The sequence below is a fragment of the Streptomyces clavuligerus genome (genome assembly GCF_005519465.1).
Lineage (GTDB): Bacteria > Actinomycetota > Actinomycetes > Streptomycetales > Streptomycetaceae > Streptomyces > Streptomyces clavuligerus.
Genome location: NZ_CP027858.1, coordinates 2,953,657 through 2,974,819, shown reverse-complemented (window position 1 = coordinate 2,974,819; position 21,163 = coordinate 2,953,657). Strand labels below are relative to the sequence as shown.

The following is a 21,163-nucleotide window of genomic DNA, read 5'->3' as shown; positions in this document are numbered from 1 at the left end:
GGGGAGCGGTGTCCGGCGGGCCGCCGGACGGGCGGTCAGCCGCAGCCGCCGCCGCACTGGCAGGAGCCGCCCGACTGGCAGCCGCAGCCGCAGCCGGGGCCGCAGGAGCAGCTGGACAGCGGCGCGAGGCCGGGCGGAGCCTCGCACCGGGGTGTCGATGTCGTGGAATCGGCCATGGGTCCCTCCTCAGGAGCGTACGAGCCATGACGGAACGGTTCTGCGACCCCACAGGGCACAGGGCCGCCTCTCGCCATTGGACGCCCGGAGCTGCGGGCGCATCAACAGCGCGCGGAGGCATGGGCGCCTCCTCCCGGACACTCCGGTCGCGCGCCCCTTCGGCGACGGATCGCGCCCGCCCTCCGTCCACGCTCCCTACGCGCCCTCGACCGGCGCGCCCGGCGTGCTCTCCGTCTGGAGCTCGCTCGCGTGCTCGCCCGTCACGAGGTACACGACCCGCTTGGCCACCGACACCGCGTGATCGGCGAATCGCTCGTAGTAACGGCCCAGCAGGGTGACGTCCACGGCCGTCTCGATGCCGTGCTTCCAGCGGTCGTCGATCAGATGCTGGAAGAGCGCGCGGTGCAGCAGATCCATCTCGTCGTCGTCGGTTTCGAGCTGGAGCGCCAGATCGACGTCCTTGGTGATGATGACCTCGCCCGCCTTCGCCATCAGCCGCTGGGCGAGCTGGCCCATCTCCAGGATGGTGGCCTGGAGGTCTCTCGGGACGGCGGAGTCGGGGAAGCGCAGCCGTGCGAGCTTCGCCACATGCCGGGCCAGATCGCCCGCGCGCTCCAGATCGGCACTGATCCGCAGCGAGGTGACCACGATCCGCAGATCCGTCGCCACCGGCTGCTGTCGAGCCAGCAGGGCGATGGCCCGTGCCTCCAGGTCCCGCTGGAGATCGTCGATCTTCTGATCTGCGGCAATGACGTTTTCGGCCATCTTCAGATCGGCGTCGAGCATGGCCGTGGTGGCCCGTCCGATCGCCGAGCCGACCAGCCGGGCCATATCGACCAGACCTTCGCCGATCGAGTCAAGTTCCTCGTGGTACGCGTCCCGCATCGACTTCCCTTTCGAAAGGTGTACAGGCGTCCTGAAGGCTCTCGGACCCCCACGCTCCCACGGTCGGCTGAGAACGCGTCCGGTGGCTCCCGGCCAAATGAACCGGCCTCATCCCCTCGGTGAACTCTGGGCGACGAGTGCCGGCGGTGGCCCCGGATCGGCTGTGAGCACGTCCGAGCGCCCGCATAACCTGGAAGCATGGACGTGAACGCGGCGCTCGCCGCAGTGGCGGCGATCGCCGGTCTGCTGACCGGCGTGATCGCCATGCTGGCGTTCCGCTGGAGCGAACGGGAGCAGCGCCGGCCCAGCCGGACCTCGCTGCACACCGACGCCGTGCTGCCGCCCGGGGTCGACACCGTCCTGTCCGTGCTGCGCTCCTCCGCGGTCGTGCTGGACGAGAGCGACTCCGTCGTGAAGGCCAGCTCGGCGGCGTACGCCCTCGGGCTGGTGCGTGGCGGAAAACTGACGGTCGACGCGATGCTGAAGATGGCCCGTGACACCCGTCGCGACGGCGAGATACGCCAGGTCGAGCTGGATCTCCCCCGCCGGGGCACCGGCCGGGGCGAGGCACTGGCGGTCTCCGCCCGGGTCGCGCCCCTGGGCTCCCGGCTGGTGCTGCTGCTCGTCGAGGACCTGACCGAGGCCCGGCGGATCGAGGCCGTGCGCCGCGACTTCGTCGCCAATGTCAGCCATGAGCTGAAGACGCCGGTGGGAGCGCTCTCGCTGCTCTCCGAGGCGGTCATGGACGCCGCCGACGAGCCCGAGGCCGTCTCCCGGTTCGCCGGGCGGATGCAGATCGAGGCGACCCGGCTGACCAATCTCGTCCAGGAGCTGATCGACCTCTCCCGGGTGCAGAACGACGACCCGCTGGAGGACGCCGAGCCGGTCCGGGTGGACGAGCTGGTGGCCGAGGCCATCGACCGCTCCCGGCACCCCGCGTCCACCAAGCAGATCACCATGGCCAGCGGGGGCACCTCCGGACTGCACATCTGGGGCAATCGCGGCAAGCTGGCCGCCGCCCTGGGCAATCTGGTGGAGAACGCGGTGAACTACTCCCCGGCCCGCACCCGGGTCGGCATCTCCGCCCGCCGGGTCCCCGGCCCGGGGAACGGCTCCACCGGATTCATCGAGATCGCCGTCACCGATCAGGGCATCGGGATATCCGAGAAGGACCGCGAGCGGATCTTCGAACGGTTCTACCGTGTCGACCCGGCCCGCTCCCGCGCCACCGGTGGCACCGGCCTCGGGCTCGCCATCGTCAAGCATGTCGCCGCCTCGCACGGCGGCGAGGTCTCGGTGTGGAGCACCGAGGGTCAGGGCTCGACCTTCACCCTGCGTCTTCCCGAGGCGCGCGCGGCGCGGGATCGTACTGCCGAGGGGCATGTACCGGCCTCCGGCGCGGACACCGCCGGGGCCGCCCCGGAAAGACCCGGTGACACCTCCGTATCCGACCCCGGCCCGGACCCCGCCGCAGACCCCGATCCCGGGCCGGACGCGCTCCCCGGCCGCGGCGGCCGGGACCGCCACGACGACCAGCACGGCCGCAACGACCAGTACCGCCGCAACGACCAGGACTTCCCCGCCGCAGTGACCGAAACCCGCCCGTCCCGCCGTCCCGGCGGTGACCGGCCCCCTGCCACCGATACCGATACCGACATACCTGCCCCGGAGGTCCTTCCGTGACCCGAGTGCTCGTCGTCGAGGATGAGGAATCCTTCAGCGACGCTCTGTCCTACATGCTCCGCAAGGAAGGCTTCGAGGTCGCGGTGGCGGCCACGGGCCCCGAGGGGCTCGACGAGTTCGAACGCAACGGCGCCGATCTCGTACTGCTCGACCTGATGCTGCCCGGTCTGCCGGGGACCGAGGTCTGCCGTCAGCTGCGCGGCCGTTCCAATGTCCCGGTGATCATGGTGACCGCCAAGGACAGCGAGATCGACAAGGTCGTCGGCCTGGAGATAGGCGCCGACGACTATGTCACCAAGCCGTTCTCCTCGCGTGAGCTGGTCGCCCGCATCCGTGCGGTGCTGCGCCGCCGGGGGGAGCCGGAAGAGGTCACTCCGGCCGCCCTGGAGGCCGGTCCGGTCCGGATGGACGTGGACCGCCATGTCGTCACCGTCTCCGGCGCCAAGGTCGACCTCCCGCTGAAGGAGTTCGACCTGCTGGAGATGTTGCTCCGCAACGCGGGCCGGGTGCTCACCCGGATGCAGCTCATCGACCGGGTCTGGGGCGCCGACTACGTCGGCGACACCAAGACCCTCGACGTCCACGTCAAGCGGCTCCGCGCCAAGATCGAGCCGGACCCGGGCGCGCCCCGCTATCTGGTGACCGTCCGCGGCCTCGGCTACAAGTTCGAGCCCTAAGTCGTGTCGTCGAAATCCCGTCTGCGTCGCGACGCCTTGCACGCACATCTGCTGCGTTGTCGTCAGTCGCCGATGGCCCCCTGGGCCTGGCGGCCCGGGAGGGACCCCCACCGCATGGACTCCCTCCTCCGCCTTGCATCTGCACGCACCATGCGCCGCACCGCCCGTCCTCCGGACGGACGACGCTATTTTGACGACACTCCCTAGCCCCGCCGCCGCGCGGCAGCGCCCTGTCCGGCGCGCGGCGCCCGGCGGGAACGACGAAGGGGTGGGCCCCGCCGCACCGGCGGGGCCCACCCCTTCGGGCGTCATGGGAGGGAGGGTCAGCCCGTGGGCTCGCCCTGCTCCTCGCCGGCCGGGGGCACGGCCTCCTCGCCCGCCGGGGCACCGGCCGCCGGGGAGGCGGGGGCGGAGGCACCCGTGGCGGGCTGCCCGGACTCGTCCGCGGGGTTCGCGGGCGAGGCCGGAGCCGCGGCGGGCGACGGCGCGGCGCTGGGGCCGAAGTCCTTGTAGTAGCTCGCCGACGGCACGACGAACGCGTCCAGCTTCACGGCGCCGGTCTTGCTGAGGCCGAAGACGACGTTCTGCACGCCGCCGATGTTCTTGGTGAGGGCGAGGCCGTCCTCGATCACCGCGCTCGGGTTGCCCTGGCCACCGATGACGATCTTGCCCTGCGCGGGCACGACGACCGGGCCCGCGCCCTGGGCCGGGGAGAGCTTCGCGGAGCCGCCGCCCTGGAGGGCGATCGAGTCGACCGTCTGGTCCTCGTTGCCCTTGTTGAAGATCGTCGCGGAGACGGCCGCCGGGCCCGCCTTCCCGGATTCGGGCTGAGTGATCACGTTCGCGTTCTGGACGCTGATCGTGTCGACGGTCACCGAGGGGTTGTCCGGCTTGATGCCGAGGGACTCCGCGTTGTTGCCCGCGCCGCACGCGGTCAGGGCGGCGGTGGACAGCACGACGGCGCACGCGGCGACGGCACCGCGTCGAAGGCGAGGGGTGCCCCCGGACGGAGTTTGGGGGAGGCTCACGGCGGCGGCATCTCCTTGGGCAGAGCGGGACGGACGGGTGACGTTCGTACAAGCCGGGCAATCCCGGCCCCGATCGCGTCAGTTCGCGATACCGACCGAGATCACCACAGTTCGTCGACAGATTACAGAGCCGGGTCCCGGCGGTCTCACCCGACCCGCCACTTGGGGGTACGCGCCCCGCGCGCCCCCGCCGCCGGGGTGCCCGGGAGGGAAATACCGGGCGGGCGGCGGGGCGGGAGCGGGAGTGGTGAAGGCCACGCGGCCCGCGCCACCCCCGGACGGACGGGGCGCTCTCGTCCGGTTTCCGCCCGTGGTGTTCGCCACACTCCGGGAAGAGCTCCGGCCCGCTCCGGGAACGCGCGCCGTGCGGAAGTCGGGAACCCGTCTTTCGCGCCCCCTTCGCCACCGTTCGCAAAACCGCAGATGATCAATTCCGGCGGCGCTCGCGCATTCCTTCCTTTTGCGTTCGCCATGCGTTCGTTGATCAATTCCTGATTAGACCGGGCGGTCGTCCGGACGGGTGAGCGACAGCCGAACGGAGTACGGGAAGTTCACCGGCTGGAACCCGACAAAACGGGACGTTCGGTCCTGTCCGGGCTGTCCGGAGGGGGCGTAACGTACGTGTTTCCCCCGCCCCGCGCAGCCGCTCCGACCTGCGAATACCCCCTTCCGGAAGTCGTCCGCAGCACGTTCCCATCGCTGTTGTCAAGCCCCGAGATATGCCCTGACCTGCGAAAACGCCATTCAGCAGAAGCCGTATCCGTGTTACCCTGGATAGCCACGGAAGGGGTACCTGTCACATGACGTTCAAGGTTGGCGACACCGTGGTCTATCCCCATCACGGGGCCGCGCTGATCGAGGCCATCGAAACTCGCCAGATCAAAGGCGTGGACAAGACCTACTTGGTGCTCAAGGTCGCGCAGGGCGACCTGACGGTTCGTGTGCCGGCGGACAATGCGGAGTTCGTCGGTGTGCGCGATGTGGTCGGTCAGGACGGGCTCGACCGGGTCTTCGAGGTACTGCGCGCGCCGTACGCCGAGGAGCCGACGAACTGGTCCCGTCGCTACAAGGCAAACCTTGAGAAGCTCGCCTCCGGCGATGTCATCAAGGTCGCCGAAGTCGTCCGAGACCTGTGGCGTCGCGAGCGCGAGCGTGGGCTTTCCGCAGGTGAGAAGCGGATGCTCGCCAAGGCACGGCAGATCCTGGTGAGCGAGCTCGCCCTCGCCGAGAACACCAACGAAGACAAGGCCGAGGCACTGCTCGACGAGGTCCTCGCGTCCTGACGCACGACGCACCAATGCCGCGGTGCCCGCTGACACACCATGATCGCCCTTGATCACGGGACTGTTGCCGGGCGCTGCGGCATGTTCGTATCCCCTAGGGGTGTCACACCACGGCTGACCAGGACGCAGCACCTGCGGTCACCGTGGTGTGCCGGGCCCGGGCGGCTGGCGCGGACCGAAAAGTCACGGAAGGGTCCCGTCAAGGCGTCGCGCCCGGCACGCTGTGGCCATACCCATGTCGGCCAAGGAAACAAACCTGCCGGAGTGCAACCGATGTCGAACGTCTCACTTCCGCCCCGCACTGCGGCCGTGATCCCGGCCGCCGGCCGCGGCCTACGGCTGGGCCCCGGCGCGCCCAAGGCGCTCCGTACGCTCAACGGCACCCCCATGCTGGTCCACGCCGTCCGGGCGATGGCGGCGTCCAACGCGGTCTCCCTCGTCGTGGTCGTCGCGCCGCCCGACGAGACCGCCGCCGTGAAGAGCCTGCTCAGCGATCTCGTCCTGCCGGACCGCACCGAGGTCGCCGTCGTCCCCGGCGGCGCGAACCGGCAGCAGTCCGTGCGCCTCGGCCTCGACGCCCTCCCCGAGGACATCGGCATCGTCCTCGTCCATGACGCCGCGCGCCCCCTCGTCCCCGTCGACACGGTCGACGCCGTCGTCGAGGCCGTGCGCGACGGGGCGTCCGCCGTCGTCCCCGCGCTGCCCCTCGCCGACACCGTCAAGGAGGTCGAGCCCCGGCCGGGCGGGCCCGAGCCGGTCCTCTCCACCCCGGAGCGGGCCCGGCTGCGCGCCGTGCAGACCCCGCAGGGCTTCGACCGGGAGACGCTGATCCGCGCCCACGGCACCGTCGCGGACGACGGCGAGGGCGCGACCGACTGCGCCGGTCTGGTGGAGCGCCTCGGCGAGCGGGTGGTGGTCGTCCCCGGCCACGAGGAGGCGTTCAAGGTGACCCGGCCGCTGGATCTCGTGCTGGCCGAGGCAGTGCTCGCCCGGAGGAGGGCCAATGACGGCTTCTGACCGCACCCCGGGCCCCGCCGCCGGGCTGCCCCCGCTGCCGCTCATCGGCATCGGCACGGACGTCCACGCCTTCGAGGCGGGCCGCGAGCTGTGGTGCGCCGGGCTGCACTGGCCCGGCGAGGACGGCCTCGCCGGGCACTCGGACGGGGATGTCGCCGCCCACGCGGCCTGTGACGCCCTCTTCTCCGCCGCGGGCGTCGGCGACCTCGGCGCCCACTTCGGCACCTCCCGCCCCGAGTGGTCCGGGGCCTCCGGGATCACCCTGCTGGCCGAGGCCGCCCGGATCGTCCGGGCCGAGGGCTTCGCGATCGGCAATGTGGCGATCCAGGTCATCGGGGTACGGCCGAAGATCGGCAAGCGCCGGGACGAGGCGCAGAAGGTGCTCTCCGAGGCCGTCGGCGCGCCCGTCTCCGTCTCCGGCACCACCACCGACGGGCTGGGGCTCACGGGCCGGGCCGAGGGCCTGGCGGCCATCGCCACCGCGCTGCTGGTGCGCGTCTCCGGCTGACCGCCGGTACCCGGCCCTGGGCGGGCCGCCGCCCGTCCGGCGCGGCGGCCGGACGGGACAGGACACCGGACAGGGCACCGGACGGGACGGGCACGGGACGGGGAAGGGCCCCGCGCGGGACACCCGCCGGGACCGCGGGCCGCTTCGCCGGCGGCGGCGGTATCCGGCCCCGCCCGGGGCTCCGGGGTGGCGCGAAGGAGCGCGGGGACCAAGAGTCGGAGGTGACGCCGCCCCTCCCGGGGCGGGCGTCCGCCCCGACCCCGCGACACCGCGCGCGCACCGCGTGTGTCCCCACCAGAAAGGCGGCGCCCATGACCGCAGCGCTCTCGGACGGTCTGAGGACCCTGCTCGACTCCCCGGTCTTCGTGAACATCGCCACCATCCAGCCCGACGGCAGCCCGCAGGTCAGCCCCGTGTGGGTGACGCGCGACGGCGACGACGTCCTGGTCTCCACCACCATCGGCCGCCGCAAGGAGCTGAATCTGCGCCGCGACCCCCGGGTCACCGTGCTGGTGCAGCCCTTCGACGCGCCCTACACCTACGCGGAGATCCGGGGCACCGCCACCCTCACCACCGAGGGCGGCCAGGAGCTGATCGACGAGCTGTCCCGCAAGTACACGGGCAAGTCCTACGCCGACTTCAACCCGGCGGCGGGCGAGGACGCCCCCCGGGTCGTGGTGCGCATCACCCCGCGCAAGGTCGTCGGCCGGGTCTGAGGGCCGGCCGGGCGCCGGCCCCGTTCACCGGTCGGCTCCGGCGCACGCCATCGGCTCCGGAATCCGTACGCCGGACGGCTTCCACACCCGTACGTCGTCCCTGGGGACGGCGCGTCCCACGGAAACGGCACAAACTCGGCCTCGCGGTCCACAAGGGTCGCGGGGCACCGCCGTCCGCCCACTACTCTGGTGGCGTGACTATTCGCCTGTACGACACCAGCGCCCGGCAGATCCGTGACTTCACCCCGCTCGTGCCGGGCTGTGTCTCGATCTACCTCTGTGGCGCGACCGTGCAGGCCGCCCCGCACATCGGCCACATCCGGTCCGGGCTCAACTTCGACATCATGCGCCGCTGGTTCGCCTACCGCGGCTACGAGGTGACGTTCATCCGCAACGTCACCGACATCGACGACAAGATCATCAAGAAGTCGGCGGAGCAGGGCCGCCCCTGGTGGTCCATCGGCTACGAGAACGAGCGCGCCTTCAACGCGGGCTACGACGCCCTCGGCTGCCTGCCGCCCACCTACGAGCCGCGCGCCACCGGCCACATCACCGAGATGGTCGAGATGATGCGCGGTCTGATCGAGCGCGGCCACGCCTACGAGGCCGAGGGCAACGTCTACTTCGACGTCCGCTCGTTCCCCGGCTATCTCCAGCTCTCCAACCAGGACCTGGAGGATCTGCGCCAGCCCGCCGGCGAGGGCGAGACCGGCAAGCGGGACCCGCGCGACTTCGCCATGTGGAAGGCGGTCAAGCCCGGCGAGCCGAGCTGGGAGACCCCCTGGGGCCGGGGCCGCCCCGGCTGGCACCTGGAGTGCTCCGCGATGGCGCACAAGTACCTGGGCAGCGCCTTCGACATCCACGGCGGCGGGCTCGACCTGGTCTTCCCGCACCACGAGAACGAGATCGCGCAGGCCAAGGCGTTCGGCGACGAGTTCGCCCGGTACTGGGTGCACAACGCCTGGGTCACCATGAGCGGCGAGAAGATGTCCAAGTCGCTCGGGAACTCGGTGCTGGTCTCCGAGATGGTCAAGCACTGGAAGCCCATCGTCCTGCGCTACTACCTCGGCACCCCGCACTACCGCTCGATGATCGAGTACAGCGAGGAGGCGCTGCGCGAGGCCGAGTCCGCGTTCGCCCGGATCGTCGGCTTCATGCAGCGGGTCTGCGAGAAGGCCGGGGGCGCGGTGGAGCCCGCCGCCGAGGTCCCGCTCGCGTTCGCCGAGGCGATGGACGACGACCTCGGTGTGCCGCAGGCCCTCGCCGTCATCCACACCACCGTCCGCCAGGGCAATTCCGCCCTCGCCGCCGACGACAAGGAGACGGCCGCCGCCCGCCTCGCCGAGGTGCGCGCGATGCTGGGCGTCCTCGGGCTGGACCCGTTCGACCCGCACTGGGCGGGCGAGGCCGAGAGCGGCGAGGATCTGCACGGCGCCGTCGACACCCTCGTCCGGCTGGTGCTCCAGCAGCGGGAGGCGGCCCGCGGCCGCAAGGACTGGGCCACCGCCGACGCCATCCGCGATCAGCTCCAGCAGTCCGGGCTCGTCATCGAGGACGGCCCCGAGGGCACCCGCTGGTCGCTCGGCCCGCGCTGAGCAGGGACGAATGTGCCGCCCGGGGCTCCGGGCGGCACACTGTCATACGTACACGCGTCCGTGCGCGCCCCGCGCGGGCGGACGCGACCGACACCACCGTCACCAGCGACGCGGCAGCGCGTCCACGACGATCCGAGAACAGGTAGCAGTCATGGCCGGGAACAGCCAGCGCAGGAACCGCCGCACGTCCAACAAGAAGGGCGCGCAGGTCGGCAGCGGTGGCAAGCGGCGCCGCAGCCTGGAGGGCAAGGGCCCGACCCCGCCCGCCTCCGCCCGGAAGGGCCACGTCAAGAACCGCGTCGCCAACGCCAAGGCGAAGCAGTCGGCCCGCAGGCCGGTCGCCCGCCGCGGCGGCAAGGGCAGCTCCGAGATGGTCGTCGGCCGCAACCCCGTCTTCGAGGCGCTGCGCGACGGTGTGCCCGCGACCACGCTCTACGTCCAGCAGTTCATCGAGAACGACGAGCGGGTGCGGGACGCGCTCCAGCTCGCCACCGGGCGCGGCACCATCAACATCATGGAGGCACCGCGCCCCGAGCTGGACCGGATGACCGGCGGGCTCAACCACCAGGGCCTGGTGCTCCAGGTGCCGCCGTACGAGTACGCGCACCCCGAGGACCTGGCCGCGTCCGCCGCCGACCACGGCGAGGACCCCCTGATCGTCGCCCTCGACGGTGTCACCGACCCGCGCAACCTGGGCGCCGTGGTCCGTTCCGTCTCCGCCTTCGGCGGCCATGGCGTGGTCGTGCCCGAGCGGCGCGCCGCCGGGATGACGGCGGGCGCCTGGAAGACCTCCGCCGGTACGGCGGCCCGCACCCCGGTGGCCCGGGCGACCAATCTCACCCGCGCCCTGGAGTCGTACCAGAAGGCCGGTCTGACCGTCGTCGGTCTCGCCGCCGACGGTGAGCACGAGGTCGGCGACCTGGAGGCGCTGGGCGGCCCGGTGGTCGTCGTCGTCGGCAGCGAGGGCAAGGGCCTGTCCCGGCTGGTCGGCGAGACCTGTGACTTCCTCGTCCGCATCCCGATGCCGGGCGGCGCCGAGTCGCTGAACGCCGGTGTCGCCGCCGGAGTGGTGCTGTACGAGGCGGCCCGCCGCCGTCGCTGAGCGAGCACGCCGTGATGCCCGGGACGGTCGCGTCCCGGGCGTCCGTGTGTCCGGGGGCGGCGCCGACGGGCCCGCGCGAGATGTGTTGACGTAACGGAATGGGCGCTTCCGGGCCGCTCACCAGCCTTGACGGGTCTCGGACAGATCCGGCCCGGTACGGCAGTGTCCAAACCCGGTGTCACTCGGTTAGATGAGTGTGGACACCAGAACGCCCCGGCCCGGGTTCGATGATCAGCCTGTGTTGAGCATGGTCAAGGTCGACTGCGACCCCGCGCAGGTCATCGTGAACCACGCCAGCTTCCGGGTGCGGCTCGCACAGAGCCCGCGCCCCGCACGCGCCTTCGCGGACACGCTGCGCGTACCCGCCGTCGCGGGCGCGGTGGAACCGCGCGGACGCCGCCGCGCGCCCGTCGTGTGGACCGGCAGATCCGCGCCCGGCGACGCGGGCGCGACCGGTCTGCTCCAGGCCGTGCGGAACAGCACCGCGACCGCCGACCGCTACGACACGGGAGCGACCCAGGTCATCCCCCGGGTCGACCTCGACCACGGCCCGTCCTTCGACGGCTCCTCCTACGACGGCCCCGACACCGCGCCCACCCCGCTGCTGCCGCCGATGCGCCAGGCCCTCGGCGCCTACGACGCCTACCCCTACCCGCCCGGCGGGCACCACGCCCCCTACGACGGCTCGTACGACGGCCCGGACGGCCCGTACGGCGGCGGGGACGGCTTCGGCGGGGAGGCGGACGCGGAGCGCTCCCAGCGGCCCGGCCAGGACTCCGCGCGGCACCCCTACTACCCCGACCGCCGGATGAACCTCGGTGTGGTGCTGCTGCCGCTGCGGATCTTCCTCGGTCTCATCTCCGTCTACGCGGGCATGGGCAAGCTCTGCGACCCCGTCTACTTCGACGGCGGCGAACGCGGCTCCATGGTGAAGTGGCTCAGCTCCCTGCACCCGTGGGCGCTCGCCGAGCCGCTGCGGGACTTCGCCCTCTCGCACCCGGTGGGCGCGGGTCTCACCGTCGCGTTCCTCCAGGTCGTCGTGGGCGTGCTCACGGTGCTCGGCCTCTGGCAGCGGGTCGCGGCGGTCGTCGGCGCGCTGCTGTCGGCGGCGCTGATCCTCACCGTGAGCTGGCGCACGGTCCCGGTGTACGACGCGCCCGACTTCATCTATCTCGCCGCCTGGTCGCCGCTGATCATCGCGGGGGCGCCGGTCTACTCCGTCGACGGACGCCTCGCCGGGGAGGCGTGGCGGACCCTCGGACCGCGCTCGGAGCTGTGGGCGCTGCGGCGCCGGGTGCTGCGCCGGGGCGCGGTCGTCGCCGCCGTCGTCGTCGGGCTCACGATGCTCATCGGGTCGATGCTGGGCGGCGCGGTGCGCTCGACCGAGATGGTCACGGTGCCCGGGCCCGACCAGGACCCGACCAACCATCTGCCGGGTACCGCGCTGCCGCAGGACACGCCCTCCGGGGAGCGTTCGGCCACCCGGTCGGGGAGCGGGGGGCCGGGGACGCCGTCGCCGAGCGCGAGCAGCTCGGAGGCGGCCGTGCCGGAGCAGGCCGTGCCCCCGCAGGGCGAGGCGGCGGGTACCGCCGCGGTGCCCGACAGCGGTGCCGGTGCGGCGGGGCGGCCCAGCGAGAGCCAGGGGGCGGGCCGGGAGCAGGCGCCGCCGCCCGCGCCGGTGCGGCAGCAGGCGCCGCCGCCCGCCTCCGGTACCTCGACCGGCGGGGGCACCGGCACCGCGCCGGGCAGCAGCCCCGCCGGGACGGACACCCCCGGGACCTCCTCGGGCTCGGGCGGCGGCGACGCGGGCCCGGGCCGGGTCATCGGCGGCCTCCTCGGCTGACCGTCACCGGGTGGACACGGAACAGCGCTCAGGGGCCCGGGAAAGGGCCCCTGAGCGCTGTGGGTGACGGGGTGCCGGGCGGGTTACCGTCCGGCGAGTTCCTTGGCGGCCTCGGTGAGGTCCTTGGCGGTGTCGATGGCCCGCCAGTAGGCGCCCTGGGGCAGCGGGAAGCCCGCCAGCCGCCGCTCGCGCGCCAGACCGGGGAAGGTGGTGCGCTCGTGGTCGCCGCGCTCCGGGAGGAGATCGGTGAACGCGGCCGAGAAGACGTAGACACCGGCGTTGATGAGGAACGGCGACGGCGGCGCCTCGATGAAGTCGGTGATGTGGCCGAAGGCGTCGGTCTCGACGGCGCCCCAGGGAATCCGGGGCCGGGCCAGGGCGAGCGTCGCGGTGGCGTCCCGCTCGGCGTGGAAGGCGGCCATCTCCCGCAGCGAGAAGCGGGTCCAGATGTCGCCGTTGGTGGCGTACCAGGGAAGGTCGGGGCGGGGCAGCCGGGCGGCGGCGTACTTGAGCCCGCCGCCCCGGCCCAGCGGCTCGGGCTCGACCACGGTGGTCACCCGCAGCGGCAGATCGGCACCGGCCAGCCACTCCTGGAGGACCTCCGCGAGATGCCCGCAGGAGACGACGGCGTCGGTCACGCCCTCCGCGGCCAGCCAGGCGAGCTGATGGCCGATGATCGGGGTCCCGGTCCCCGGGATCTCGACCATCGGCTTGGGGCGGTCGTCGGTGTACGGGCGCAGCCGCGAGCCCTGGCCGCCCGCCAGGACCACGGCCTGCGTCGGATACGTAGGCGTATGCATGCCGTGAACGATATGCGCAGCGGTGCGGGCGGGGCCCGTCAGCTCCCCTGGGTCTGCTCGGCGACCCCGGAGGCGAAGGAGGTGTCGCAGACCGGCTTGGAGTACGCCTGGGCGCGGGTGGGGCCCAGCCGGTCGACGGCGGCGCGGCCCAGCGCGCGGGCGATCGAGCGGCAGTGCCGGGCGAGCGAGGGCGTGGCCTCCACCTCGCGCTGGAGCCGGGTCAGGGCCACCCCCGGGTTCTTCTCGTGGAGTTCGGTGAGCAGCTTCTCGCGCAGGACGTCCTGGGGCGCGCGCGACGTGGCGCGGGTGGAGACGTTCTCCGATGAGGCGCTGAGGAGCTGCGGCCCGCTCGGTCCGGCCCAGGGGACGCTCGTGACCGCGAGGGTTCCGGAGAGCACCAGGACGACGGGGAGAACGAGGGCGAGACTGCGGCCGATGCGGCGAGCTGAGTGAGTCACGCGGCGAGCGTAGCGGGCGGTAACGCGGCGGCGACATTTAGTCACTCACGTGAGGGATCGTTCGAGGGAATCTTTCGAATGGAGTGTTGACGGAAAAGTGGGAAATGCCGCTGAGGGCAGGGTATTTACTGCGATGTCGGGTGTGGGGCGTGCCTTGCGCCCGGCCCGGAAGCCTGCTCCGGTGCCCGGTGCCCGGTGCCCGGTGCCCGGTGCCCGGTGCCCGGTGCCCGGTGCCCGGAGTCGTCGGAGTACCGGTGGCCGGAGTGGTCGGAGTGGTCGGGAACGCGGAACGGCCCCGCGCGGGTGCGCGGAGCCGTTCGGTGTTCCTGGGGCCGGCGGACCGGCGGGGCGGGTCAGCCCGTCAGGCGCTCGCCCGTGGAGGTCGAGAAGACGTGCAGCTCGTCGGGGCGCGGCACGACGTGCAGCTCGGAGCCCTTCTCCGGGACGGAACGGCCGCCGACGCGGACGACCAGGTCCTTCTCCTCGCCGCTGACCGTGGTGGAGCCGTAGACGAAGCCGTCGGAGCCCAGCTCCTCGACGACGTTCACCAGCACGGCGAGACCGGCCGGGGCGTCGGCGGAGTCCTTGGAGAGCGCCTTCGCGGCGGCGCCGCCGTGCTCGACGACGTCGAAGTGCTCGGGCCGGATGCCGACGGTGACGGTCTTGTCGCCGCGGTCGGCGGCTGCGCTCAGCGCCTCACGGGAGACCGGGACGACGCTGTTGCCGAACTTCACACCGCCGTCGGTGATCGGCACCTCGACCAGGTTCATGGCGGGGGAGCCGATGAAGCCCGCGACGAAGAGGTTGGCGGGGCGGTCGTACATGTTCCGCGGCGAGTCGACCTGCTGGAGGATGCCGCCCTTGAGGACCGCGACCCGGTCGCCCATGGTCAGGGCCTCGGTCTGGTCGTGGGTGACGTACACCGTGGTGATGCCGAGACGGCGCTGGAGCGAGGCGATCTGCGTACGGGTGGAGACACGCAGCTTGGCGTCCAGGTTGGACAGGGGCTCGTCCATGAGGAAGACCTGCGGCTCACGCACGATGGCGCGGCCCATCGCCACGCGCTGGCGCTGACCGCCGGAGAGCGCCTTCGGCTTGCGGTCCAGGTAGTCGGTGAGGTCGAGCATCTTCGCCGCCTCCTCGACCTTCTTGCGGATCTCCGCCTTGTTGACGCCGGCGATCTTGAGCGCGAAGCCCATGTTGTCGGCGACGCTCATGTGCGGGTAGAGCGCGTAGTTCTGGAACACCATGGCGATGTCCCGGTCCTTGGGCGGCAGGTGCGTGACATCGCGGTCGCCGATGCGGATGGCGCCGCCGTTGACGTCCTCCAGGCCCGCGAGCATGCGCAGGGAGGTGGACTTGCCGCAGCCGGAGGGACCGACGAGGACGAGGAACTCCCCGTCCGCGATCTCGATCTCCAGCTCGTCGACGGCGGGCTTCTCGGTGCCCGGGTAGATCCGGGTCGCCTTGTCGAACGTGACGGTTGCCATGGCGGTACTTCCCCTCACCGGCAGGAACGTGCCGGACGATCCGAGTAAAGGATTGGTGTAGTCCACCTGGGTGAACTGCTCGTGACGCTACCTGGCCTTCTTCCGTCTGTCAGTAACGGGAAGGGAACGAGATGTGCGGGAGCGCCGCTGTGTAGAGTGGGTGACCACCGTGCACGGGCCCGGCCCCTGCGCGTGCGCCGCCTTAGCTCAATCGGTAGAGCAGCGATCTTGTAAGTCGCAGGTCGTCGGTTCGATTCCGACAGGCGGCTCGTACGAACAGTGTCCCGGCCCCACACGGTCCGGGACACTGGTGTTTCAGGGGTGTGCGGGTACGGGCCGGGGGGCGGCCCGACGGGGAGGGCGCGGGATGAGTCGCCGCTCGGGCGGAGCGATCGGGACATGGGCCGAGGCGCAGCGGCGTCAGCAGCGGGAGCACGAGGCGCGCGCCCGTGCCGCGCAGCGCGCGCAGCGCGAACAGGAGCGGCGGCAACGGGCGTACGAGCGGGACCTGGCCCGTCGGCACCGGGAGCAGCAGGCCGCGTACAGGCGGGGCCGCGAGGCGGACGCCCGGGCCAGGACCGAGGAGATCGAGGCGCGCGTCGCCGAGCTGTCCGGGCTGCTGGTGGCGGGCTGCCGGGGGCAGGTCTTCCGGACGGGCTCGCTGACCCGTGCCGAGTACATCGAGCCCTTCGCGCCCGGGCCGCTGGAGCACCCCGTTCCGATGCCCGATCCCGCGCTCTACCGCTCCCAGGGAGGCTGGACCGCGCGGGCCCGTGAGCGCGCCGACCGGGAGGCGGCCCAGCGGTACGAGTACGACCTGGCGGTCGCGCGCGCGGCGGAGGCCGACCGGCAGGCGCGGCTCGCGGAGTACCGGCGGCAGTACGACGCCTGGGCGGGCGGGCTGCGGGCGGAGATCCAGCAGCACAACGCCGGGGTGGCCCGGCTGGTGGAGGGGCTGCGCGCGAGAGACCCCGAGTCGGTCGTCGAGTACTTCTCCGCGGCGCTGTACGCGTCGACGGAGTGGCCGCAGGGCCTGCCCCGGCGGCTGTCGGCGGCGTTCGACCGGACGGCGGCGCAGCTCGTGCTCGCGTGGGAGCTGCCCGGCTTCGCGGTGGTGCCCGGGAGCAGGTCGGTGCGGTACGTGGCCGCGTCGGACGAGCTGAAGGAGGTCGCGCGCCCGCTCGCGCGGCGCCGCGAGCTGTACCGCGACGTCCTGGCGCAGTGTCTGCTGCTGGTGCTGCGGGACCTGTTCGCCGCCGACGAGTCCGGGGTGCTGGGCTCGGTCGTCGTCAGCGGATTCGTGGACGGGGTGGACCCCGCGACGGGCCGCCGCGCGGATGTCGTCGTCGGCACGGTCACGGTGGCCCGCGAGGACTTCACCGGGCTGACGCTGGAGCAGGTCAGCGCGGTCGAGTGCCTGGAGGGCATCCGGGGGCGGCTGTCGGCGCGGCCGGACACCGGTGCGGCGGTGCGGCCGGACCGGCTGCCGCAGGACATCGGCGCGGACGTGGTCTCGCACGGCGACGGCGACGAGCCGGATCTGCTGGAGATGGACCCGATCGCCTTCGAGCACCTGGTGGCGGAGTTGTTCCGGGCCCGGGGGATGCGGGCGGTGACCACTCAGCGCTCCAACGACGGCGGGGTGGACGTCGAGGCGTTCGACCCGGACCCGATCAGCGGCGGCAGGATCATCGTCCAGGCGAAGCGGTACCGGCACACCGTTCCGCCGACGGCGGTGCGCGATCTGTACGGGACGGTCCAGGACACCGGGGCCAACAAGGGCGTCCTGGTGACGACGTCCGGATTCGGCCCGGGTTCGTACACGTTCGCCAACGGCAAGCCGCTGACGCTGGTGAGCGGGGCCGAACTGGTGGAGCTGCTGGCCGCCCACGGGCTGCGGGGGCGGCTCGGACCGGGCGGCGGCACCGGCGGCGGGGCGCGGCGGGCGCCCGGCCCCGGGGAGCTGACCCCGGAGGATCTCGCTCCACCGCCCGCCGACGGCGACGGCGACTTCCATGTGCTGGGGATGGTCTGGGCGGGGGCGGTCGGTCTCGACGTCTGCGCCCTGGTCTGCCGGCAGGGCCGGGTGCTGAGCGAGAGCCACTTCGTCTTCTTCAACAACGAGCGCACCCCGGACGGTTCGGTGCGCGCGGTGCCGCCGACGGCGGGCGACCGGGCGGCGGTCCGGGTCGCCTTCGACGCCCTCCCCACGGCGGCCGACCGCCTGGTCCTGGTGGCCGCGGTGGACCCGGCGACCCACCCCGGCGCGGACCTCGCCGGTTTCACGGGCGCGGGCATCGTGCTCCGCGACGCCGACGGCGCGGAACTCGACCGCCTGGTGGTCTCGGACGGCCGCCCCGGCGAGACGGCGCTCGTACTCGGCTCCTTCCGCCGTAGGCCGGGCGGGAACTGGGAGTTCGTGATCGGCGGGAAGGGCTACACCGGCGGCCTCGAAGCGCTGGTGGGGGAGTACGGCATCGAGGTCGAGTAGCGGCGGCGGCCGGGGAGTCCGGCGGAGTCCGGCGGAGGCCGGGACCGGGTGACGGCGTGTGCGTCGGGGCGGGGCGGTGTCGCCGGGCCGCGGGCTCCCCGGCGGTCGGCTGCCGTACGGTCCGGCGGGCCCGGGGTGGCCGGACCGGAGCGGTCCCGGGCCCGGGGACCGGCCTTGAGCGCGATCGGGTCCGGCGGGGCCGGTACGCCGGAACGGGCCCGCGGCGGCTCGCCCGTCGCGGCCATGAGGTCCCGGCCGTCCGACCGCATCGGCCGTCCGACCGCACCGGTCCCTCCGGGCGCGGCCTCAGTGGCGGCCCGAGATCCGGTCCGCGAGGGTCGCGACCCGGTCCGTCCGGGGGGAGTGGGACGCGGCCTCGCGGCGGTCCGCGCCCCGGTACGCCGTGTACATCGCCCGCACCCCGAGCCAGCGCAGCGGCTCCGGCTCCCAGCGGCGGACGCGGTGGTTCACCCAGGGCAGCGCGGTCAGCTCCGTCGCCCCCGCCTGGCCCGAGTCCTGCTGGACCAGGTCGCACAGCGTGCGCCCGGCGAGGTGCGCGGTCGCGACCCCGGAGCCCACATAGCCGCCCGCCCAGCCGAGGCCCGTCGTCCGGTCCAGTGTGACCGTGGCGCACCAGTCGCGGGGCACGCCCAGCACCCCCGACCAGGCGTGGTCGATCCGCACCCCCGCCGTGGTGGGGAAGAGCCGCACCAGCATCTCGCGCAGCGCGCGGACCGTCGTCGGCTGCGTCCCGCCGTCGTGGTCCGTCCGGGAGCCGTACCGGTACGGGACCCCGCGGCCCCCGAGCGCGATCCGGCCGTCCGCCGTCCGCTGGGCGTAGATGTAGGCGTGGGCCATGTCGCCCAGGGTCTCCCGGCCCTCCCAGCCGATGGTCTCCCACAGCGCGTCGGAGAGCGGTTCGGTGGCGATCATCGAGGAGTTCATGGGGAGCCAGTCCCGGCGGCTGCCCTTGATCCCGGCGGTGAACCCCTCCGTGCAGCGCAGGATGTACGGGGCGCGGACGGTGCCGTACGGGGTGACCGCGCCCCGCGGGCGGATCTCGGTGACCGGCGTCGACTCGTGGATCGTCACGCCCAGCGCCTCGACGGTGTCCGCGAGCCCCTTCACCAGCTTCGCCGGGTGCAGCCGGGCCCCGTGCGGGGTCCACGTCGACGAGACCGCCCCCGCGACCCGCAGCCGCTCGGCGGTCTCGCGGGCGCCCCGCAGCACGCGGTCGTGCTCGCCGTAGGTCAGCTCCTGTTCGTGGAACGCCTTCAGCCGGGCGGCCTGCGCGGGCGTCCGGGCGACTTCGAGCACCCCGCCGCGGTGGATGTCGGCGTCGATGCCCTCGTCGGCGGCGACGCGGATCACCTCGTCCACGGTGGTGTTCATGGCCCGCTGGAGCCGGACGGCGGCGTCGTGGCCGTGCAGCCGGGCGTAGCGGTCCCGTCCGGCGATCCCGTTGTAGAGCCAGCCGCCGTTGCGGCCGGAGGCCCCGTACCCGCAGAACTTCGCCTCCAGAACGACGATATTGAGGAACGGGGCGGCCTTCTTGAGGTAGTACGCGGTCCACAGCCCGGTGTAGCCGCCGCCGACGACACAGACGTCCGCCGCGGCGTCGCCGGGCAGCGGTTCCCGGGGCACGGGCAGCCCGTCCCGCGCGTACCAGAACGCTATGCCTCCGTTGACGGTGTCCGTGTCCCTGGTCATGAGTGCTGATGTCCCTGCTGCTCGGTACCGCGTGACGGGGTGGGGGGCGGGGCCGACTGTACGCAAGGCCGGTCCGCCGGAAAACGGGTGAGCTGCACGTCCTCGCTCCGTACCATCGCGGACATGGTCGAGATCCCGGAACTCCTGGCCCACCGGCAGCTCGCCCACGGCGGTGCGGCGGGCCGCGCGTTCATCGCCGAACTCCCCTCCCGCACGGAGCGGTTCCTCGACGCGTGGGGGCTGCGGCCCGCCGGTCCGGTGCGGCACGGCTGGACCGCGCTGGTCGTCCCGGTGGAGCGCGGGGACGGGAGCCGGGCGGTGCTCAAGCTCCAGGCGCTGACCGACGAGACCGAGGGCGAGGCCCAGGCCCTGCGGGCCTGGGGCGGCGACGGGGCCGTACGGCTGCTGCGGCACGACGCCCCCACGGGCACCCTGCTCCTCGAACGGCTGGACTCCCGCCGCTGCCTCGCGGACCTCCCCGGCGTCCGGGACGCGGTGACGGTCATCGCGGAGCTGCTGGCCCGGCTCACGGCCCGGCCCGCGCCCCCGGGCCTGCGGCGGCTCGGCGACATCGCCGCCGATCTGCTCGACCGGGCCCCGGGGACGCTCGCGCTCCTCGGCGACGAGCGGGAGCGGCTGCTGCTGCTCGACTGCGCCGCCGCGCTGCGGGAGGTCGCGGACGAGCCGGGCGACCGGCTGCTCCACTGGGATCTGCACTACGAGAACGTCCTGGCCGCCGAGCGCGAACCCTGGCTCGCCATCGACCCGAAGCCGCTCGCCGGAGACCCCGGCTTCGAGCTGCTGCCCGCGCTCTACAACCGTTTCGACCCGGCCGCCGTCCAGTGGCGCTTCGATCTGCTGACGGAGGCGCTGGGGCTCGACCGCGAACGGGCCCGGGCCTGGTCGCTCGGGCGGGTCCTCCAGAACACCCTCTGGCACATCGAGGACGGCGAACGCCATCTGGAGAGGGAACAGGAGTCCATGGCACGGACGCTACTGGCGCGCTGACCCCGGGTCGGCGAGGCTTGTTCCATGATCCGTAACGCTGTGCCGGGGGACATTCCCGAGATCCTTCGCATGATCCGCGAACTGGCCGAGTACGAGAAGGCCCCGCAGGAGGCGCGGGCGACCGAGGAACAGCTCCACCGGGCGCTCTTCGGCGAGCACCCCGCCGCCTTCGCGCACCTCGCCGAGACCGACGGGGGCGAGGTGGCGGGCTTCGCCCTGTGGTTCCTGAACTTCAGCACCTGGCGCGGGACGCACGGGATCTATCTGGAGGACCTGTATGTCCGCCCCGCGCTGCGCGGCGGCGGCCACGGCAGGGCCCTGCTGACCGAGCTGGCGCGGATCTGCGGGGAGCGCGGCTATGAGCGGCTGGAGTGGTCCTGTCTGAAGTGGAACACCCCGTCGATCGGCTTCTACCGCTCGCTCGGCGCGCGCGAGCAGGACGAGTGGACCGTCTTCCGGCTGACGGACGAGGCCCTGACCGCGCTGGGAACCCCGCCGGGGGCGGCGTCGGCGGGGTCCTCCGCCCCCGCGGCGCGGTCGCTGCCGTCCGCCTGACGGCGCGGGGCTGCCTTTGACCGGCGGCGCGGCTTCCGGGCGGGCGGGCCGGGCGGCGCGGGTCCTCGGCGGGCGCGGTGGGGCTGTCGCCGGGAGGTGGTGCCCGTCCGCATGGCGGTGTGTCCTCCGCCACGCGG

The 21,163-nt window shown here is 73.1% G+C and carries 19 protein-coding genes and 1 tRNA gene; 13 read left to right on the top strand and 7 right to left on the bottom strand.

Translation table 11 applies throughout. The features are described from left to right. Window positions 1–35: 35 nt before the first annotated feature. Both CRV15_RS35915 and phoU read right to left on the bottom strand, forming a co-directional pair. Window positions 36–176: a hypothetical protein gene (locus CRV15_RS35915; protein ID WP_162925187.1), complete on the bottom strand. Its 141-nt coding sequence runs from the start codon at window positions 174–176 to the stop codon at window positions 36–38. A 196-nt stretch (window positions 177–372) separates the two neighbouring features. Next, window positions 373–1,062 carry a phosphate signaling complex protein PhoU gene (phoU, locus tag CRV15_RS12380; RefSeq protein ID WP_003953498.1) on the bottom strand — a complete coding sequence of 230 codons (690 nt, stop codon included), beginning with the start codon at window positions 1,060–1,062 and terminating at the stop codon, window positions 373–375. Window positions 1,063–1,260: 198 nt separating this feature from the next. Here phoU and CRV15_RS12375 point away from each other — a divergent pair, with 198 nt between their 5' ends. Both CRV15_RS12375 and phoP read left to right on the top strand, forming a co-directional pair. Beyond that, on the top strand, window positions 1,261–2,745 hold the full coding sequence (locus tag CRV15_RS12375; protein ID WP_003961277.1) for an ATP-binding protein: 1,485 nt from the start codon (window positions 1,261–1,263) through the stop codon (window positions 2,743–2,745). Between the two features lie 5 nt (window positions 2,746–2,750). Further along, window positions 2,751–3,422: a two-component system response regulator PhoP gene (gene phoP, locus CRV15_RS12370; protein ID WP_003953496.1), complete on the top strand. Its 672-nt coding sequence runs from the start codon at window positions 2,751–2,753 to the stop codon at window positions 3,420–3,422. 323 nt (window positions 3,423–3,745) lie between these two features. On the opposite strand, the gene CRV15_RS12365 is transcribed toward phoP, so the two are convergent. Next, window positions 3,746–4,378 (bottom strand): hypothetical protein, encoded by a 633-nt coding sequence (locus tag CRV15_RS12365; RefSeq protein ID WP_009997095.1) that lies wholly within the window; start codon window positions 4,376–4,378, stop codon window positions 3,746–3,748. 872 nt (window positions 4,379–5,250) lie between these two features. Between CRV15_RS12365 and CRV15_RS12355 the strand changes: the two genes are divergently transcribed. From CRV15_RS12355 to CRV15_RS12325, 7 genes are all read left to right on the top strand, one after another. Then, window positions 5,251–5,733, top strand: a complete 483-nt coding sequence (locus CRV15_RS12355; protein WP_003953493.1) for a CarD family transcriptional regulator — start codon at window positions 5,251–5,253, stop codon at window positions 5,731–5,733. 273 nt (window positions 5,734–6,006) lie between these two features. Further along, the gene (gene ispD / locus CRV15_RS12350) at window positions 6,007–6,750 is read left to right on the top strand and encodes a 2-C-methyl-D-erythritol 4-phosphate cytidylyltransferase (RefSeq protein WP_009997116.1); all 744 of its coding nucleotides are present in this window, start codon (window positions 6,007–6,009) and stop codon (window positions 6,748–6,750) included. Beyond that, on the top strand, window positions 6,737–7,258 hold the full coding sequence (gene ispF / locus CRV15_RS12345; protein WP_003953491.1) for a 2-C-methyl-D-erythritol 2,4-cyclodiphosphate synthase: 522 nt from the start codon (window positions 6,737–6,739) through the stop codon (window positions 7,256–7,258). Before ispD ends, ispF begins: the two co-directional genes overlap by 14 nt. Before the next feature lie 311 nt (window positions 7,259–7,569). Further along, the gene (locus CRV15_RS12340; RefSeq protein WP_003953490.1) at window positions 7,570–7,974 is read left to right on the top strand and encodes a PPOX class F420-dependent oxidoreductase; all 405 of its coding nucleotides are present in this window, start codon (window positions 7,570–7,572) and stop codon (window positions 7,972–7,974) included. Between the two features lie 194 nt (window positions 7,975–8,168). Then, window positions 8,169–9,569, top strand: a complete 1,401-nt coding sequence (cysS, locus tag CRV15_RS12335) for a cysteine--tRNA ligase (protein ID WP_003953489.1) — start codon at window positions 8,169–8,171, stop codon at window positions 9,567–9,569. A 151-nt stretch (window positions 9,570–9,720) separates the two neighbouring features. Continuing rightward, window positions 9,721–10,671 carry a 23S rRNA (guanosine(2251)-2'-O)-methyltransferase RlmB gene (gene rlmB, locus CRV15_RS12330; RefSeq protein ID WP_003953488.1) on the top strand — a complete coding sequence of 317 codons (951 nt, stop codon included), beginning with the start codon at window positions 9,721–9,723 and terminating at the stop codon, window positions 10,669–10,671. Window positions 10,672–10,918: 247 nt separating this feature from the next. Beyond that, window positions 10,919–12,514, top strand: a complete 1,596-nt coding sequence (locus tag CRV15_RS12325) for a DoxX family membrane protein (protein WP_009997120.1) — start codon at window positions 10,919–10,921, stop codon at window positions 12,512–12,514. A gap of 83 nt (window positions 12,515–12,597) precedes the next feature. Here the strand turns inward: CRV15_RS12325 and CRV15_RS12320 are convergent, their stop codons facing one another. From CRV15_RS12320 to CRV15_RS12310, 3 genes are all read right to left on the bottom strand, one after another. After that, entirely contained in the window at window positions 12,598–13,314 is a 717-nt protein-coding gene (locus tag CRV15_RS12320; protein ID WP_003953486.1) for a nucleotidyltransferase family protein, read from the bottom strand. 38 nt (window positions 13,315–13,352) lie between these two features. Next, window positions 13,353–13,772, bottom strand: coding sequence for a hypothetical protein (locus CRV15_RS12315; RefSeq protein ID WP_003961283.1), 420 nt, complete (start codon window positions 13,770–13,772; stop codon window positions 13,353–13,355). Window positions 13,773–14,125: 353 nt separating this feature from the next. Then, window positions 14,126–15,262, bottom strand: a complete 1,137-nt coding sequence (locus CRV15_RS12310) for an ABC transporter ATP-binding protein (RefSeq protein WP_003953484.1) — start codon at window positions 15,260–15,262, stop codon at window positions 14,126–14,128. Between the two features lie 196 nt (window positions 15,263–15,458). Between CRV15_RS12310 and CRV15_RS12305 the strand changes: the two genes are divergently transcribed. After that, a tRNA-Thr gene (locus CRV15_RS12305) sits at window positions 15,459–15,531 on the top strand. A gap of 98 nt (window positions 15,532–15,629) precedes the next feature. After that, window positions 15,630–17,753: a restriction endonuclease gene (locus CRV15_RS12300; protein ID WP_003961285.1), complete on the top strand. Its 2,124-nt coding sequence runs from the start codon at window positions 15,630–15,632 to the stop codon at window positions 17,751–17,753. 306 nt (window positions 17,754–18,059) lie between these two features. Here CRV15_RS12300 and CRV15_RS12295 read toward each other — a convergent pair whose 3' ends face one another. Then, on the bottom strand, window positions 18,060–19,463 hold the full coding sequence (locus CRV15_RS12295) for an NAD(P)/FAD-dependent oxidoreductase (RefSeq protein ID WP_003953481.1): 1,404 nt from the start codon (window positions 19,461–19,463) through the stop codon (window positions 18,060–18,062). 123 nt (window positions 19,464–19,586) lie between these two features. On the opposite strand from CRV15_RS12295, the gene CRV15_RS12290 reads away from it, so the two are divergent. Together CRV15_RS12290 and CRV15_RS12285 are read left to right on the top strand one after the other, a co-directional pair. Next, window positions 19,587–20,471, top strand: a complete 885-nt coding sequence (locus tag CRV15_RS12290) for an aminoglycoside phosphotransferase family protein (RefSeq protein ID WP_029182995.1) — start codon at window positions 19,587–19,589, stop codon at window positions 20,469–20,471. A 24-nt stretch (window positions 20,472–20,495) separates the two neighbouring features. Further along, entirely contained in the window at window positions 20,496–21,026 is a 531-nt protein-coding gene (locus CRV15_RS12285; RefSeq protein ID WP_003961288.1) for a GNAT family N-acetyltransferase, read from the top strand. Window positions 21,027–21,163: the final 137 nt, after the last annotated feature.

What these genes read in the sequence shown, in the direction of transcription:
- CRV15_RS35915 (WP_162925187.1), bottom strand. Translation starts at nt 176, where the DNA reads ATGGCCGATTCCACGACATCGACACCCCGGTGCGAGGCTCCGCCCGGC.
- phoU (WP_003953498.1), bottom strand. Translation starts at nt 1,062, where the DNA reads ATGCGGGACGCGTACCACGAGGAACTTGACTCGATCGGCGAAGGTCTG.
- CRV15_RS12375 (WP_003961277.1), top strand. Translation starts at nt 1,261, where the DNA reads ATGGACGTGAACGCGGCGCTCGCCGCAGTGGCGGCGATCGCCGGTCTG.
- CRV15_RS12355 (WP_003953493.1), top strand. Translation starts at nt 5,251, where the DNA reads ATGACGTTCAAGGTTGGCGACACCGTGGTCTATCCCCATCACGGGGCC.
- ispD (WP_009997116.1), top strand. Translation starts at nt 6,007, where the DNA reads ATGTCGAACGTCTCACTTCCGCCCCGCACTGCGGCCGTGATCCCGGCC.
- ispF (WP_003953491.1), top strand. Translation starts at nt 6,737, where the DNA reads ATGACGGCTTCTGACCGCACCCCGGGCCCCGCCGCCGGGCTGCCCCCG.
- CRV15_RS12340 (WP_003953490.1), top strand. Translation starts at nt 7,570, where the DNA reads ATGACCGCAGCGCTCTCGGACGGTCTGAGGACCCTGCTCGACTCCCCG.
- rlmB (WP_003953488.1), top strand. Translation starts at nt 9,721, where the DNA reads ATGGCCGGGAACAGCCAGCGCAGGAACCGCCGCACGTCCAACAAGAAG.
- CRV15_RS12325 (WP_009997120.1), top strand. Translation starts at nt 10,919, where the DNA reads ATGGTCAAGGTCGACTGCGACCCCGCGCAGGTCATCGTGAACCACGCC.
- CRV15_RS12320 (WP_003953486.1), bottom strand. Translation starts at nt 13,314, where the DNA reads ATGCATACGCCTACGTATCCGACGCAGGCCGTGGTCCTGGCGGGCGGC.
- CRV15_RS12310 (WP_003953484.1), bottom strand. Translation starts at nt 15,262, where the DNA reads ATGGCAACCGTCACGTTCGACAAGGCGACCCGGATCTACCCGGGCACC.
- CRV15_RS12300 (WP_003961285.1), top strand. Translation starts at nt 15,630, where the DNA reads ATGAGTCGCCGCTCGGGCGGAGCGATCGGGACATGGGCCGAGGCGCAG.
- CRV15_RS12295 (WP_003953481.1), bottom strand. Translation starts at nt 19,463, where the DNA reads ATGACCAGGGACACGGACACCGTCAACGGAGGCATAGCGTTCTGGTAC.
- CRV15_RS12290 (WP_029182995.1), top strand. Translation starts at nt 19,587, where the DNA reads ATGGTCGAGATCCCGGAACTCCTGGCCCACCGGCAGCTCGCCCACGGC.
- CRV15_RS12285 (WP_003961288.1), top strand. Translation starts at nt 20,496, where the DNA reads ATGATCCGTAACGCTGTGCCGGGGGACATTCCCGAGATCCTTCGCATG.